Source organism: Cupriavidus sp. FW305-26 (assembly GCF_058787975.1).
Map to the genome: position 1 here is coordinate 1 of NZ_JBYTAH010000068.1, position 16,817 is coordinate 16,817.

The window sequence follows — 16,817 nt, forward strand, 5'->3', positions numbered from 1 at the left end:
CACCGCCCCATCACAAGGAGAAAACCCATAGACATAAAATCCAATGCAGATCTGTCCGAGAAAACGGGGTAACCCCATTCATGCAGGCGTTAGTTGACGTCTCCACGGTTTCGAAGGGGTGGACCGTACAAGATGCACAAACGCAGTTGCAGATGCTTCTCGACCGCGAAAATCGCTCTCGTCCGCTGGGTGAGCAGCTCCAAATGCCCAAGCTGCGCACACTGTACCGGCTTCTGGAACGTGTCGAAGAGTATGACGTTGCGATCTTCAAGGAGGGGGAGGGAGCTGCAAAGCGGAGGTTCAAGATCACGAGGGTCGGCGTGAAAACAACACGCATACTCGAGCGCGTGGAGATAGATCACACACCACTAGACTTCTTCCTGGTCAAGGACGAAAGCTATATCCCCTGCGGACGTCCGACGCTCACCTTGCTGATTGATCATTTCAGCCGGATGCCGCTTGGCTACTATCTCAGCTTCGGAGGCACATCGATGAACGCCGTCATCCGAGCTCTCCGACACGCAATTCTCCCGAAAACACCGGTTGCGGAGGCCGTGGCGGGACTCAAGATCCACCATAAGTGGCCTTGCTACGGGTTGATGGATGAGCTCGTCACCGACAACGGGTTGGAGTTCCACGGTTCCTCCGTGGAGGTGGCCTGCTTTCTGCTGAACATCCAACTTCACTTCTGTCCAGCGCGCCAGCCTCGCTTCAAAGGAGTCATCGAGCGGTATCTGAAAACATTGAACTACAACTTTGTTCACAAGCTTCCGGGAACCAGTCTCGCGAAGTGGACCGATCGAGGCGACTATGACCCATTGAAACACGCTGTCATGACGATGTCGGAATTTCAGCATGTATTCGAAAAGTGGCTGCTTGATGTGTACGCCCAGACTTATCACAAGGGCATCAAGACTACGCCATTCGCTCGTTGGTCCGAATCGGCAAAAGTCAATCCGCCTTACCTTCCCGACTCGATGAGTAAGCTTGTCGACGATCTTGGAATATCGACAACTCGGAGCTTGCGCCATGATGGTATTCGTTTGCACAACCTCTACTACGCAAGCGATGCATTGCAGCCAATTCTGCGGGCCTATGGGGAGGGTGTCAAAGTTCGCGTGACATACGATCCGGAAAATCTCGGAAGCGTTCACGTTTGGTCGCCCGACTCGCAAGATCCCGTAGTGGCGCACGCGACGGATTTGGATTACGCCGCGGAACTTACGCTTACGCAGCACAAGTTGCTTCAGGATATCGTGGTCAAGAAGGGCCAAGATGAGACCGATCTCAAAGCTCTGATGCAGGCAAAGATTGATCTGGCTGCTGCGATTCGAGCCCAATTTACGGGCAAACGCCTACGAGATCGAAAGCGCGCTGCTAAAGCGATGGGGATTAGCACTGAACGGCCCAAAGGCACTCCGCCAGTTACCAACTCCGTCCAGACCTCTGCGGCGCAAGTCGATGACGCGAGGAGTTTGTCAAAAAAATCTAAATTCGCAGTGGAAATTCCGACCTTTACCGTCGTTCAGCGCAATTGGAACTGAGGGGATAGACATGCTCGAGCATCTAACCACAACACAGCGTGATGCACTCACTGCGTTCAAACGACACACAATTATGTTCCCACTGTTCAATAATGCCTATGGTGACATCAAGACTGCATTTACCCTATCTCGCGAAACTGGCATTGTTCAAAATTACCTGGTGCTCGGGCAGTCGGGCTGTGGTAAGTCTACGCTATGCAAAATGATCCGTAGCGAGCACCCTCGCTTTGAAGAGCCTGAGCGGACAGTCGTGCCAGTCCTCTACATCAGAGTTCCACCGCTGGCAACAGTGTCCTCTCTTGCCGAGGCGCTGTTGGTGAAGATAGGCGATCCGGTGCCCTATAAAGGCAATCATAACGAGAAGACCGGCCGCCTGATCCAACTCATTAAAAAGTGTGGTGTTCAGATGATCATCATCGATGAGTTGCAGCATGTCCACGACCGAGGGCAGTATCCCACGATCGCCAAAGTCGCAGATTGGATAAAGAATCTGGAAGAAGCAGTCTCGATCCCTTTCATTATGGCAGGCCTTCCTCGAGCGGAGATCTTGCTCGATGCCAACGATCAGCTGCGACGGAGGTTCAGCGCTGCCCTGAGTCTAGATAGGATGGTGATTGATGAGGATGATGTCCAGGCGGCCGCTTTCGTCGGTGTCGTCGCGGAGCTCCTCAGTGCCATGCGCATACGATCGAAAATTGACATAGATGACATAAGTACCATCGAGAGAATCTACTGCGCAACGGACGGACGAATCGGCTACCTAGTGAGTTTGTTGTTGCGGGCCATGATTATTACATACTCGACAGATCGATCGGCAATTGACTTGGAGGTCCTGGGGCAGGCTTTCACAAGTGTGATCTGGAGAAATGGAGTCGATGCGCTAAACCCTTTCTCGCCAAAGTTTAGTGCCCGGCGGCTCAGCAAGAAAGGTGAGCCGTTTGCAGACGTGTTCCATACAGTTCGGCGGCTTCGCAGCTCCCACCGCAGCGAGGAGGCGGTGCTATGACAATTCCTCTTTCCCAGTTCCTTGTGAGACCAAGGCCTCGTACTGCTGAGAGCGTAAGAGGATATGTCCATCGGCTCTACGTGGAGAATGGACATTACATCCGCTTAAGAGGTAAATCGCGAACCTGGTACGAATGCTGGCTGCGCGGCATAGGGCGAAAGGATGAATGCAATGTGTTGGAGAGGTCGTTTGCTGGCGCGGGTTCGATTCTTCAAAAGATGGGACGAATCTGTTCCTCGGAGCACAAGTACTGTTCGCGCTGTGCGAGAGAGCTGGGCTACCAGATGTGGTACACGGACTACGCTCAAGTTTTGGCCTGTCCCATCCACTTGATTCGACTTCGCAGTGCTTGCCAAGTTTGCAGGACGCCGACAAATGCCGATAGCTTGATGCGGTGCAAGTGCGACTGTGGTGCATCTCTTGCCACGAATGCGGGGGAGCAGCCGGTGCCGGCGGCATGGGCTACGTGGGAGCTGGTTCTTTCTCGTCATGATGAAAACGGGGCGCTTCAGCGAGCTGTCCACAGTCACTGGCAAATTCTTGCGCCGTGGATGCAAATGTTAACCGTTCCGGAAGCCACGGAACTAGTTTTTTGGCTTCAGACTCTCACCGAGTCGATGAAATTTCCCGACGCGCACCTAGTCGCGCGCCAAGCACTCGTTTCGTGGCCTTCACAGTTCCAGACGCTGCTGTCTCGGGTGCTGCAGCGGCGCGGAAGCGGAGCGTTTCAGGTGGTGGACCGACGATATCTCCTCGCAGGACGCTTGGGATTCGCTAAGTTCATAAGTAGGAAACACTGTTCGGAAGTAGCCACTCAGATTGAATGCTTTTTCGACGCACGTCGAGTGTCCCCGCGTCGCTCTGTTGGTGCCGGGGAGCTATACATAAACCCAGGTATCGGGACTTACAGCTATGTGAGTCGAGCACTCATACGGGGCGAAGCTATAGCCGAAGAATTAGGCTGGACAGTTCAAGGGACTGAAGCCGCGGCAGTCGCATTGGGGCTGCCTGTCATTCAACTGCCGAACCGGCATCTTGCGTTGGAATGCGATTTGGCAAAGGAATTGACAGGAATGGCTCGTGGATACATTCCATGTGAGCAAGCTGCTGATGGCCTTGGGGTAAGCGTCAATGCTCTGTTTAATCTAATGCATATCGCGAAGGTTCAGCCGCGGTGTATAGAGCTAAGGGCACATCAAGGTAGCAGCGGACCACGGCCGCTGAAACTGGTTAGCCTGAGATCCTGCGATGAGCTCCATCGGGCCATATACGATCGGTGTCGAAGACTGGCACCAGATGACGCGGTGGAATGGACGCCTCTATGCCATATGGTAGAGAACTCCGTGCGGGCTATTAAAGGCCGACGACGGAGTCGCATCTACAGAGCCAGGATCGATGCGCAAGCTCGAAATCGGGTGGTAGTTGCTGAAGCGCTAGAGGCCATACTGAGAGGAAAACTTGGCGCGTTCTGTGTTCAGGACGCAAAGTCCATTTCCGATGTGCTAGTGACTCTTGAGCGGTGCGACGCTGTTGCGCAGGAGGCTTCCCTATGATCAGCACTCCTCTGATTCGTCCGCATCCCCAATTGGACGAGTGCGGGCTAGGGTACCTTGCAAGAGTGGCACACTCAAATGGCCATCGTTTAGCGTCAGACCTGTTTAGCCTGCGAGGCTTCCGAATCCCCCTTTCCGAGCTGGCTGAAAGGTTGGGAGTCGGAAAAACGATACTGCAGCAGCTGCTGCCCCCTTGGCCAAAATGGGTAGAGGATCGTTGGAAGGGGACTGATCACTGTATTCGGCGTGGCACAGTCCTTACACGAATACGCGTCTGCCCACACTGCTTCAAGAATGAGGCATACATCAAAGCTGCTTGGAGCACAGCGTTCGCTGTGGCGTGTCCCAAGCACCAAGTGGAATTGCGAGATAGGTGCGACGAATGCCAAACTCCGCTCACGTGGCTCTCTGGCCAATTCGGCAGATGTAGGTGCGGACGCAACTTCGGCGACATGGCGTCGGGGGCCGCGAGCGATTGGACGTGCGAGGTTGCGGCTAGACTTCTTCCTTCGTGCGATACATCGCAAGAGAGGCTGTCTGACGTGCGCAGTTCTTCCATTTCAACGTTGGGAAGCTACGAGCTAACAACACTACTGTTTGCGCTCGGTCCAATTGTCGAGGCGCGGCCTAAGAGTAGAACTGGCGCAGTTCCTGGCTTACATGACGTGGCAAGGGCGAGATCATACGTCGAAGCGGCCGCTAACCTTTTGGACGATTGGCCCGTCCGCTTTCGGGGTGTCCTACAGCGAAACGTTGAAGAACATGCCGAGGCATCCAGTCTGTGTCAAGCCATGGGATTGATTTACAGGATTCTGTACTCGAGGGTGCTTTCCGACACAGCGTTCGAATTCCTTCGAAATGAACTTCGGACGTACGTGCTGGAGGTCTGGCGCGGCCGCCTGGATCGCCGCTACCGGCGGCTAGGGTCCATGGAAGCGGGTGATATTCTCACAGGAAAGGCGTTGCTGGCCGCACTCGGGCTTAGCTTCAACCGTGTACGCGCGCTGACATCAGCTGGAGAGTTACCGGCTGTAACCCTCCGCAGTCCGCATGGTCGACCGTTCACGTACTGCAAGCGAGTGGATGTCGCCACTGTGAAAAGACGTCTCCATGCGCAGGTTGATTTGCGTGCGGCCGCCAGAATTCTCGGATTGGGGCGACGTCGTGTTCGGGCGCTTCTTGAAGCAGGTCTCCTGGCTGGAACCTACTCCGACGGCAGGTGGCACATAGAGCGATCCGAGCTACGTCTGTTTTCGGCGCAGCCCGCACTACGGACCGTGCCACCCCAGCTTGAACTGGTTACAGTGGGGCATGCACTTCGATATCTCCGTCTCGATGATCGCATGGGTCTCGATTTGCTTCGGCGCGTTCAGATAGGTGAAATTCGTCACTACGGCTGGCAATCAACTGTCAGGAGCCTTGCGACGCTTCGCGTGGCACGAGCCGATATCGAGTCGATCCATCAGGAAGCCGGCCGGCGCGAAGGCCTTGGCATAAGTGCTATCGCCGCGGCAAAGGAGCTCGGGTTCAAGTCGGAGGTGGTCTACCAACTGATGGATACTGGCCTTTTGATGAGCAGAACGGTGACAATTGGAGGGAGAAAACAGAGGCTGGTGACATCGCGTGCGGTGCAGATCTTCAAATCCCAATACTGCTCGCTAGTTGAAATCGCGAAGCAATGGAGCATGTCGCACAGAGCGGCGCTGGGAGTCTTACTCCGGCAACAGCTGCTCCCGGCTGCGGGACCGCAATCAGGTAATTGTCGCCAATATTTCTTCCGCCGTGACGTGGTGGCGCGTGCCTCAGTTGCGAAATAGGTGAACCAGGTTGGTTCGATCGTTATGGAAGAACGAACAAGGTGCTCGATTGCGATAGGTGACGTCTTCCTATGTTGCGAACGCTCGCGATGTGATGAGCGGAACGAAGGCGCCAACGTGGATGGTGTGAAGTCATGATTCTGTTTCTGGACTACGATGGCGTGCTGCACCCGGATGCGGCTTACCTGGTAAATGGGCGCCCGGAGTTGCATGCGGACGGTGAGCTCTTCATGTGGGCCCCAATTCTTGAGGACATTATTCGGCCATATATCGATCTCCGCATCGTCTTGTCAACGTCCTGGGTCCGTGTACTGGGCTTTAGCCGTGCACGTGATTACCTGTCTGCTGAACTAAGCTCACGAGTGATCGGTGGGACGTGGCACTCGGGGATGCGTCGTCACAGCGAAGGATCGCATCGGGTGGACGAAACCTGGTTTATCGCTATGTCTCGATATGAACAGATCGCAAGGTATATTGCGCGAGCGGGCCCAAGGGCTGCGAGCTGGCTTGCTGTGGACGACGATGTGGATGGTTGGGATGAAGGAATGCGCGATCGGCTCGTGGAAACAGACGGGGACATGGGCCTGTCCTCTCCGGGTGTTCAGGAGGAGCTGCGAAGCAAGCTACGCAGCTTAGCATGCAAGTAGGTGCATCGAAGAGGATGCACTTCGGAATTGGGCGTGGGTGTATCTGCGCAACTTTTCTCTACCGACGCGAATCTTTGGGGCGCACATGTTGAAGATAACCATTGAGATCATTCCGAATGGGGAGCCGGAAGGGGCAAGGCGTGTTGGTGAACTCGAAATCGCCAACGATGACACTGGCAACGAATTCACCGGGCACTACGATTTTGTCTATCGCACATTCTCTGAGCGCTTTGGCCACGAGAGTGCTGCCGTCGCGCGCGGTCATATCGCGGACGTAGAGCGCGATATTATTCGTCCAGAGCAGCTAGCTGGTGTTGCATTTGGCCTATTGATCTTTCCGTAAATCATGACATCACCACAACGTTGCCTGAACCCAGCACGCGGCGATGATCGAAGGCCGGTGTTGAGCGCTCTTGAGCTTGTTGCGGGCGACGGTATGCAACTCATTGAGGTTGTCGGGGCAGAAGTTCGCAATCGCGTGACGCTTGAGCCATGCCCACAGGTACTCAACTGGGTTGAGCTCAGGGCAGTACGGTGGCAGGAAGGTCATATGAATATGTCCGTCGAGAGAATCCAGATATTCGCGGACCATTGCGGCGCGATGGGGCCTCGCCCCATCCCAGATGATCAGCAATGGCTGCTTCAGATGCGCTTTGAGCGCCTTAAGAAACTCGACCACCTGTTCTTTCTTGACGCTGCCTTCGTACAGCCGAAACAGATAGTTGGTGCGACTGAGGCCGGCGATCGCCGACACATGGTTCCAGTTGAAGTGAAACTGGATGATGGGTGTTTTCCCCTTCGGCGCCCAGGTGCGCACACGCGTGGGTCGCTCGCTGATGCCGGTCTCGTCGATAAAGACAATCAATCGGCCTTCGCGCTGGGCTTTTTTTTAAGCGCAGGCCAGGTGTGGCGCTTCCAGTGGCGCACCGCGTCTTCGTCTCGCTCGATCGCGCGACGATCTGGCTTTTGCGCGCTGAAACCCAACGCCCCAAGAATGCGCCAGATCTGCGTTTGGCTGAACTCGACGCCATACGTCCGCTTGATGAGCGAACCGACGCGCTTGAGTGTCCATAGCTCGGTACCAAAGCCATGCGCAGTCGGGCTTTGCAGCAACGCCCCGCGCAATTCGGCCAATTGCTCCGGCTCGAGCTTGGCTGGGCGGCCTCGACCTGGCACAGCCCGTAGCGCATCAATTCCGCCTTCATCGAGCAGAGCTTTCCACGTGTACACCGTTTGTCGGGCTACCGCCACGGCCAATGCCACCTCGGCTGGTCGCTTGCCAGCCAACAGCATCCGACCAGCTCGCAAGCGCTTCTTCGTTGCATCGTCTAACGGCTTCTTCGACATGGCGCGTATCTCCAATCAACCCGTTAGAGATAAAACGCGCCAGCCATGAATCCGTTGTCTTGTTTTTTGTAAATCTCAATAATCGCTCCCATAAAGAAGACAATGTCGTCGTGGCACGAGAGTTCACGAGACACTGTTCATTGGGACGATGGGCCGACCCAGTCCTCTCGATAATCGCCGCGATTATGGGGCTGAGGCCAATGCAATTACGGTGCAGAGCGCTAAACGTGCTGGCGCCATCGAGAAATGTGACGTAGAAAATTTCACGCGACGAGAGAGGAGTCTCCCTGCAAGATAGATGCAGCGATTCTCACGAGAGATGGAGGAAGGTCATGCTTATGTTCGTCGATACAGAGTTCACCGACTTGATCAACTGTGAGTTGATTAGCATCGCTCTGGTTGCTGAGAACGGTGAGGAGTTTTATGGGGAGTTGTGTGACTTCGATGAATCGGCGTGCAGTTCGTTTGTTCGCGAAGCAGTACTACCGCAACTCGGGCGGTTTTCGGACAGTATTTACACGAGCGATGGACTGCGCAGCGCATTGTTAGATTGGGGGACGAAAATTAGCGAACATGGAGAGTGCTTCGTCTGTGTGGACAACGTCATCGACTGGGACTTGTTGATCAACCTTCTTGGGGATGTCCCGCCGGGTTGGAAAGGAGTTCTTGTAGGGCACCTGATTGACCGAAGCGCCCAGGAGGCCTACTTCAAGGAACACGGTGGAAGGCATCATGCAGTGCACGACGCGCGCGCTTTGCGGACGGCTACGCCTTGTGACTTGACCAATGCCATTGCAGCAAGCGACGTCAAGCATCCGCGCTACTTCTGAAGCGCTGAAAGGCGGTCATATAAGCACTGCCTACAAGGTAAGGCTTCGGCTACCGCCCTTACCCAAGAGGTGCGCGCAGTAGGTCGACGAGGCGCTTGCCGTTGGACCGAGCAGGTCGAGTTGCTTCGGTCACATAAGTGCCGCTTGCGGTTCTTTTCGCTGTGGGTTGCTCCTGGCTTGATGCATTGGTGCTGCTCTTGTTTGCATATGCCTCCTCTGGGAACGACACCGCCTCAGGACATAACACTGATCTAAAAGTTATTCGTAGAGCACTTCAGCGCGCTTGATGCCCCCCGATTGGGGCTGATTCGACACTGTGTTGTGATATTAGAATGGCATTCGGATGATTCTGAATGAGATGTTCTGATGTCCACTCTGATCCGGGCCCTTTACAGGCTCTCCGCGTGGGAAGGGTCTCTCGATGAACTCGCCGCGACCGGCGCGAGTCTGCTACGGGATCAGAAGACGTGGCAGGGCCAAGCGCTGCGTACCCCAACGCGGTCCGTGGTGGTCGATTATCGGACTGTCGGTCTGATCTCTCCAGCCGTACGCAAGCGGTATCAATGGCGTCATCTCGTGCAGCTGGTTGTTGCCTGTGTGCTGGTGCAGTTCGGGCAAACTCGCAAGGCTCTTGCGAAACGCACTCAATCCCTGGCACCGGCGGAGATCATTGCGCTGCTGGAGCAACGCGTTACAGACTCGAGCCCGAATCCCAACAGTTTGACTCTCGCGACCGTCGATGAAGCTCAGGCTCTGGCACTAGCGCATGAAGCTATCCCCTTGTTGGCCGCCGGTCTAGTCGACCAATTTCGCCGTGCGCGTGCCGGGCAACCTCTTATTCACGATGCCGCCCTGTCCCCTTGGTTGCGAGGGGCAATGTCGCGGCTGGCCAGCCTGCACGTGATGTTCGGCTTGCAGGTGCAAGCTGATGGTGCGCATACACTCGTGGCGAAATGCCGCCAGACGCTACGCGAGCGTGACTGGGGGCTGCCAGTATTCGATTCGCCCAACTTCCGCTTTCACGCAATTCGGCTGCTCGACGCACAGAGCCGGTTGCCTACGATCGAATGCATCGATCTCGCGCGGCAGATCTCCTCAGAGCTCGACCTTCTGGAGCAGCAGGCATTTGCCCAACTGAATTCCACCTGCGATCAATTCGCCTCCCGCGGTAGCGAAGCGTATTCGTTACTGCGTGAATTCATTACCCGACACCCAGTCACAACCGCTGCAGAGCAACGCAGATTCCTGGAAGCACGGAACATGCAGTTAGCAGCACCGTTTTTGGCCTCGTGCTATGAGCCGGTGCAGCCTCATCATCTGGTTAGGGGGGCACTAATGCAATGTGCGAGCTGCAGGACGCCGATGCTTGCCTCGGTCGTCGAAGGCCACGTGAGTTGTTCGGTCCGCCAGTGCAAGGCTTTTGATTCGCCCGTGCTCCACAGATCGGCCCGACAGGCTTCTATTCAGGAAAGTTTGGTGGCCAAACCGCACATCCTGGTCTATTGGTGTGGCCCTGGTCAGGACGAAATCGCCCTCTATGACACCGCCGTCGCGGATCCACCAGGATTAAGTGCCACCCTCTATCCTATCCGCGACAAATGTGACATCAGCCTAGACAACGATACAGTTGGCATCGATGTGAAGAGTCATGCCAACCCATTCCTGCTGGCTGAGACACTCAATCGCAGCCTTGGGGGACTGGACCTATTCATCAAGAAGTACGTTGCCATCAACGATCAGGCGCTTTCGCGATTTCCCAACTATCTAGAAATCCTGCGTCAGGAGTGTAACCGACAAGATATCGAATTCACGTCGGTGAGTGCTCTACGTCGAAAGCTAAGAGCCAGCACATGATCGTTAGCCGACTCCAATCACTCGGACTGCATAGGCTAGATCTTCTGGCTGGTTTCTTCTTTCATGAGCTTGGCGTGAGCTCCCTGCATCATGCACCTGCTTTACTGATGGGCTTCCGTAGCGTCGCCCGTACTCCATTACTGCGTGCGCGCGAAGTGGAGTTAGACAATTTGCGTCGAGCCTGCGGCGGACTGTCAACTGTCGCGGCTCTCAAAGCAGCTGCTGTGCGCTACAACGACGTGGCCCTCGCATCAGGGCACCGGCGCCTGTTTCGCATCGATGAGCGCACCCTGACCATTAGGCCGCTGTTCGACATCGTCGCTCCTGAACTTCGCGACGCGTTGTCTGCTCTGAAAGAACCCCATGCGCCAGCTACGCATGGGCAGACGATCGCCCAAACGGACAAGCCAGTTTCGATTCATGTTCAGTTTGCAGGCGAGTCACGTCGATATTCGATCAAGTCGATACCTTCGAGCTTGCCGAAGCCCAACACACACGACACCGGACGACTTCCTGAACGGCGCCTCTCAATCGCGTGGACGGACCTTCTTGACGAAGCCAGCGAAATGGACGCCATTGACGAGCGCATGCAGATCCCGCGCCGCGGGAACTGGCAGCAACGATTGCAGGCGGTAGCTCTTCACAGCGTCGATGATGACGGCCAATTCAATATTGAACATCACCTTGAACTTGATGGCCTGAGGCATTTGATCGGACTACCGGGAGCCGGAAAGACAACACTTCTGATGTGCCTTCTGCGCTATCTCGGTTCTCGTGGCATTAAAGCGGCGGTTTTTTTTCCTTCCATTGAGGTATGTCGCCAGTATCTGGAAGACTTGCGCAGGTACGGCGTGCAAGCGGGGCTGTTGGTCGGCCAGTCGCGCGAAACTCGGCTGCGGCATGCGCACAAACTGGCCGAGTCCCTCGCCACGGATGATCCGCTGAAAGGATTTGGCGAGTCATCCGAAAGCGCGCAGTTGTTCGAAGGAGTGTGCGCACTACCTTCGCTGACCTCGGCCCCAAGCGCGGCCTTTGGCATTGCCGACAGTTTCTGCGCCGCTGTGCTACAGCGGCGCGGCGGCGAATCCGATGGCACCGAGGGTCGACCCGAGGACCTAGAGAAGCGCCTGTGCCCTATTTGGTCATTGTGCGGTTTTTCTCGCGCCGCACGCGAGTTGCCGCAGGCAAACGTCTGGCTCGGACACATCCTCTCAGCGGATACGCGTGTGCCGCGTCAGACGACCGCACTTGACGAGCGATACTTTGAGCTGATCGCGCGCTCCTTCGATGTCGTCGTCTTCGACGAGGCCGATCGCGCCCAACAGGACTTGGATCGAGGAGGTATTGCCGAGCTCAGCCTTTCTGGCCACGATCGATCATTCCATAGGCAGGTGCAGCGCAGCACGCTGCAGCCTATCGCAGCTGGCCAGAATGCCGTGCTACACGGCATCGAGTACGCGCAGTTGGCTATCGAGATTGCTGAATTCGAGAAGCTTAACGTGGCGCTGACCCACGCGGTCCTGCGTCTCACCGACGATTTGCGTAAGGCATTCGATGGCTTATTGATGTCGCCGTTGCGAATTATTGGCGACTGGCTATCGCCAAAGCGTGTTAGCCTCCTTGCGGAAACTCTGGAAGCCGACCCGCAAGCGCAAGCGAAGGACGCGCTTTGCGAGCTGTGGGAGGGGGCCGCAATCCGCGCGTTCCAACTGCGGGGAGCCCGAGCAGGTAGTTTGGCGCCGCCCGCGGATATGATTGCTCGTACAGCCGGCGCTTTTGGCATCACGGCAGAGGCGGCATCCTGCCTGCACAGCGAACTGGGGCGCTTGATGTCCGACTGGCTCGCCGAGTCGAGTCTTCAGGAGCTTGGTAGTCTGAGCAAGCGAATCGCCGAACTGCTGCGCGATGTACGTCGAACTTCGAGCGATGCTGAGGCGCAACAACTGGTCGGACTCTTGTTGCCAGTCACGTTCACCATCCTGAGCTACCGTCGGCTGTCGCCGCGACTAAACGACATGATTGATCAGGGCCTGCTGGAGCCAGTGCATGTCGACGAATTGGCCTCCAAGGCGTTAATCATGGCGTCGCCAGATAATATTCTCGGCAGCCTGAGTGGCGTGCGCTTCTTCTCCACACCGTCGGAACACAACACCTTCAGCAACGCGATTGATGTGCAGTTGCAGTATGTGGTCTTCGCGGGGACCCCTCGTCTACTCATGTACCGGCTTCACGACTGGGCGAAGCGCGAGGACGGCGCGCCCGGCGGTCCTGCCGTATTGCTCGCCAGCGCAACGAGCTTCATGCCACCAAGCCCGGCGCATCATATTGCAGTGCCGCCTCACTATGTGCTGCAGCGTCTAAAGCCGGAGCGCGATAACGCTCCGAGCTCGCACTACGAGTTCAGACCGATTTCCGACGGCGAGGGTACAGAAACGAGTTTTCTGCGCTTCAGTGGTGAGCGATCCGACGCAATCCGCATGGCCAATCTCGAGAAGATGGCATTCGCTCTGCTTGATGGCGGCCCTATCCGCTCCCAACTTGCGCGCGACTGCTCTCAGTTCGACCTCCGCGATGGCGTAGCGCGCAAGGCGGCTTTGATTGTGAACAGTTACGACCAGGCGCGACGCCTAAAGCAGTTCATCGATCAACGCCTTCCCGCCTGGCGGGACCAGGTCGTCGCCGTAGTCGACGATCTGCCGCTCCTTGGGTCCACCGCGGGTTACGTGACGTCATCTCGAGTGGAAAGTCTGGGTGACGATGATCGCTGGCAAGTCCTGATCTTCCCACCGGGGGCTTTGGGGCGTGGAACGAATGTCGTGTTTACATCGGGGCCACGCAGGCGAGACGCTGTCATAGGAACCTTGTACTTTCTGACTCGCCCTCATCCAGCGCCTAACGACATGAGCCTGCCGGTAAGCATGGCGGCAAGAGCCACCCTGGACTTCGATCTTCGCCACGATGACTCGACGTCGCTCGACGAATTGGGGCAGCGCTTGCTTGGGGCTCGCCGACAAGCCTACCAAAAGATTGGTCGGCTACTGCGGCGTCCGCTGTACGCACGGTCCCTCGGAAAATTGTTCGAGCCCTTCACTGCGAACATCGCTGTCACCCTATTGCAGACCATCGGACGCGCCATGCGAAACGGCTGCCCCGTGCAATGCTTCTTCGTTGACCGTGCCTGGGCTGAGCGCACAAGCAGAGGTGAGCAGGACACGGAGACTAGCAGCATGCTCGTGCAACTTCGATTTATTCTTGAGCGCGGCGTTTCATCCGACGATCCCAGGGAAGCGGCCCTCTACCGTGCGTTGTATGGCGCTTTCCTCGAACCGTTGTCGCGCATTGTGGGCCTAAAAGCGGCATCGTCGGCCCAGGACGAGACTGCAGAGGAGCAGTGGGCGGATAACCCACTCTGGACGGCAGATGCGCCTATCCAATCGGAGGAATCCTAATGAAGCCAATCGCTCGTGACGCGGCATTCGCGCTGGAGTTTGAAGAGAACGCTGCGCCGCTGGTTCAGAATGTCATTTCCACCAGTTGGACTTCCGCCACGCTGCGGATACTCAAGCAAATTCGCGACGAGGCAACGAGTCGTGCCAGGGAGAAGGACGAAGAGGCATTCATTCACTTGCCGTACGCAAGCCTGCGCGCCCAACTCCAGCTTAATATTGATGATTGGGCTTCGATGAAGGACGACATCGGACTACGTTCGCTCTACGAGTCATCGAATGATCCCGAGCCTTGGGGGCTATTGACAAGCGGCAATGCCCGCGAGCATTTGCAGAAGGTACGCGACGCCTTTGCCCATTGGTCGGAAGGAGCCCTCGCCCATTTCAGCGAAGGGCGTGGCGCCTACACCGTTGGAATCGCCGCACTACGCAAGCTGAGCCAAGAAGATAAGGTTGTTCGTTTGAGTCCTTCTCGTGTCCAGGTGTTCCCTTGGGGAGCCTCGCTCAAGCCGGGATCTCTTACACCGTTCGACGTTACGGCCGGCGTTCTCGCCTCCTATCTGGCCGGTAAGGAGATATTCCCCGGACTCGGTCCCGTAGTGCGCGTAGTTGGCAGCCCAGAACGCAACAGCGCCGAGATCATGACACGACCCCACAGCGCGGCAGGCGGCTACTTCAGCTTGGTGTGTGAAATTTCTTTGCAGACGCTCCCCGGTGCGAGTAAGCCCCTGGTTTACCTGAAATTCAAGCGACGACGCTGGGCCGATAGCTTGAATAGCAGGTATCCGGCAAGTTCCACGATCGGGGGATTTGTCTTCCCCCACGTCGCCCGGCCGCATCATGCCTTCCGTTTCAGTGTCATGAGACGCAATGACAAATGGACGACTGATCTTGGCTATCCGCAATACGAGTACGCATTCAATCTCGCACACGACTATCAAGACGACAGGGTGCTTAGCTACCCTAACGACGACAGAGCCAGTGTGGTTGTCATGGTCAAGGCGGAGGTAGCCGAGGCCAATCGTTCGGATTTGCAAGCCGGTGTCCCCTTGGTTGATCAGGCCGACGCCTTCGCCGAGGCTGCCAAGGTACTTCAGCTGCTTGGTCTGCGCCCTTTCACTGACTTCAAGGTCAGCAAGCCTGCGCCGGTAAAGGCACCACCGTTGAGCGTCTTGAAAGCCGAAGTTGCCTTGGCGCGATTGCTTGAGCGCCATTCGTTGGACGATGACGATGCCTCCGTCGAAGATGCTGTCGAGAGCGCTACGACCTCGCCATCCAGCCGCTGGTTCAAATCCGGCACCCCCGTCCCCGATCCCGAACATAGCCGCGTCGTCGCCGCCATTCAGACCCTGGTGAGAGACACAGCCTATGCGTCCGATGCGACGAGGCAGACGATCTGCCTAATCAGCCACGCCACCGACGACGTGGAATGGATTAAGACCACGATCAGTTCGATACTTGGGGATCGCATGAAGGTGATCAGTGCGCGTCTGCCAGCGAACACACATGGACCGAGGAGCCTCCTACCGGAGGAAAAAAGCACGCGAAAGCAGCGCTTCGAAGCTCGCATGCGCGAGTGGCTTAAGTTCGCAGAAGCTGTCGGCATACAGGAACGGGCAATGATACTTATTCAGGCGCCCATGTTCTACGATGTCGGCGATGGCCGCAGGAGGCCAGACGACAATGTCAACAAGTTAGCAGCGCGCAAGGCGCTTGCTAGCATAGGCTGCACTGTGCAATACCTCCTGCCTAGCGAGCCAGGCAGACTTGATAAGTTCCTGCCGCGTCTGCAAGCAGCGGTGCTTGACTTAGTCTTTGGTCACGCAGGGTCTGTATGGGGCTTGAAGCAAGCCTGCGAGGCCTGCTTTGGACATTCGTCGGACGCGCCACGCTGGGTCGGCGCAGTGAGTTCCCTTGTCGTCCGCACCGAATGGGATCGCACCCAGTCAGTCTTTGTTGCCACGCGATTGGAATGCGCTAGCGGCCAAGCCTGGGTGCGCTTTGCGCATCAGAGCGCAGAAGGTGTCGTAACGCCTTGGATGCGATTTGATGAAGGAGCCAAGTACCTCGCGTCAGGTAGGATCGAACTGCCGCGTTCGCACGTCGAGCAGCGCGGGTTGCTGGCTCAGTTCCTCGCAAGTACTTTTGACGAAATGGCAGCCTTGGACGCCAATGCGGTCATCTTTATCGACTCGACACGTGCCGCCCGCCTAGCATCGTGGTTGACCGACTCAGGCGTGCGCGACGACAAGCGTCAGATTGCACCAGGTGTGCTTACGTCGGAGCGTTGGCCAACATTGCGCTTGCTGAGAGTCCGGGAGCAAGCGCCGGCGATTGGTCAGGAAAAGCGATTCGGAGAAACATCTGACGACGTTTTGCCGCTGCGCACTTGGACTTCAACACAGCGGCTATTCCAGGTCGGCGGCACGTCGGCCCCTACCTTCTGGTCGCTGGCCAAGCCCTCTACACACCATAAGCGGGGAGCCAGTTGCTACCGAGACATGATGCTACCCAACTCAAATAGGACACCAGAAAATTCCGCCCCTTTCACCCCCTTTCCGGCCCAACCTGACAAACAGCACTTGAACTCCCGTGCGGTGGAGGTGGTAGTCCTGCAGAAGCAGCCTCTCGACGATGATATTCAACTCGCGTCATTCGCCCAGCACCTACGAGCAGGTATGCTGACGGCTCGCAATGAGCGGTGGGTCACGACTCCGTCGCCGCTACGCATCATCGAGAAGTTCGCTGAATATATGCGGGCCTAGGTACGTCG

The 16,817-nt window shown here is 56.6% G+C and carries 10 protein-coding genes and 1 pseudogene; 10 read left to right on the forward strand and 1 reads right to left on the reverse strand.

Translation table 11 applies throughout. The annotated features are described in order from the left end of the window. The 6 genes and pseudogenes from AC3WQZ_RS28440 to AC3WQZ_RS28465 form a co-directional block, all read left to right on the forward strand. Positions 1 to 1,544 (forward strand): Mu transposase C-terminal domain-containing protein (locus tag AC3WQZ_RS28440; RefSeq protein ID WP_492301685.1); only part of this gene is annotated, 1,544 nt, incomplete at its 5' end. Positions 1,545 to 1,554: 10 nt separating this feature from the next. Further along, positions 1,555 to 2,550, forward strand: coding sequence for a TniB family NTP-binding protein (locus AC3WQZ_RS28445; protein ID WP_492301686.1), 996 nt, complete (start codon positions 1,555 to 1,557; stop codon positions 2,548 to 2,550). Positions 2,551 to 4,099: 1,549 nt separating this feature from the next. Next, a pseudogene (locus AC3WQZ_RS28450) lies at positions 4,100 to 4,456 on the forward strand (TniQ family protein); the annotation flags it as partial. A gap of 576 nt (positions 4,457 to 5,032) precedes the next feature. Next, the gene (locus AC3WQZ_RS28455; protein WP_492301713.1) at positions 5,033 to 5,920 is read left to right on the forward strand and encodes a hypothetical protein; all 888 of its coding nucleotides are present in this window, start codon (positions 5,033 to 5,035) and stop codon (positions 5,918 to 5,920) included. Between the two features lie 134 nt (positions 5,921 to 6,054). Then, entirely contained in the window at positions 6,055 to 6,567 is a 513-nt protein-coding gene (locus tag AC3WQZ_RS28460; RefSeq protein WP_492301688.1) for an HAD domain-containing protein, read from the forward strand. Positions 6,568 to 6,652: 85 nt separating this feature from the next. Then, positions 6,653 to 6,910, forward strand: a complete 258-nt coding sequence (locus AC3WQZ_RS28465) for a hypothetical protein (protein WP_492301690.1) — start codon at positions 6,653 to 6,655, stop codon at positions 6,908 to 6,910. A 9-nt stretch (positions 6,911 to 6,919) separates the two neighbouring features. Here AC3WQZ_RS28465 and AC3WQZ_RS28470 read toward each other — a convergent pair. Next, a protein-coding gene (locus tag AC3WQZ_RS28470; RefSeq protein ID WP_492301691.1) for an IS630 family transposase occupies positions 6,920 to 7,914 on the reverse strand; the annotation gives its coding sequence in 2 pieces (ribosomal slippage) (positions 6,920 to 7,449 and positions 7,449 to 7,914; 996 coding nt in all). 332 nt (positions 7,915 to 8,246) lie between these two features. On the opposite strand from AC3WQZ_RS28470, the gene AC3WQZ_RS28475 reads away from it, so the two are divergent. The 4 genes from AC3WQZ_RS28475 to AC3WQZ_RS28490 all read left to right on the forward strand — a co-directional run bounded on the left by AC3WQZ_RS28475 (position 8,247) and on the right by AC3WQZ_RS28490 (position 16,809). After that, positions 8,247 to 8,744 carry a 3'-5' exonuclease family protein gene (locus tag AC3WQZ_RS28475; protein WP_492301693.1) on the forward strand — a complete coding sequence of 166 codons (498 nt, stop codon included), beginning with the start codon at positions 8,247 to 8,249 and terminating at the stop codon, positions 8,742 to 8,744. 366 nt (positions 8,745 to 9,110) lie between these two features. After that, a complete protein-coding gene (locus AC3WQZ_RS28480) occupies positions 9,111 to 10,598 on the forward strand; it encodes a restriction endonuclease-related protein (RefSeq protein WP_492301695.1) in 1,488 nt (495 codons plus the stop codon). Continuing rightward, on the forward strand, positions 10,595 to 14,047 hold the full coding sequence (locus AC3WQZ_RS28485; RefSeq protein ID WP_492301697.1) for an ATP-binding protein: 3,453 nt from the start codon (positions 10,595 to 10,597) through the stop codon (positions 14,045 to 14,047). Before AC3WQZ_RS28480 ends, AC3WQZ_RS28485 begins: the two co-directional genes overlap by 4 nt. Continuing rightward, complete coding sequence (locus tag AC3WQZ_RS28490; RefSeq protein ID WP_492301698.1) at positions 14,047 to 16,809, forward strand: pPIWI_RE module domain-containing protein; 2,763 nt, start codon at positions 14,047 to 14,049, stop codon at positions 16,807 to 16,809. Before AC3WQZ_RS28485 ends, AC3WQZ_RS28490 begins: the two co-directional genes overlap by 1 nt. Positions 16,810 to 16,817 lie beyond the last annotated feature (8 nt).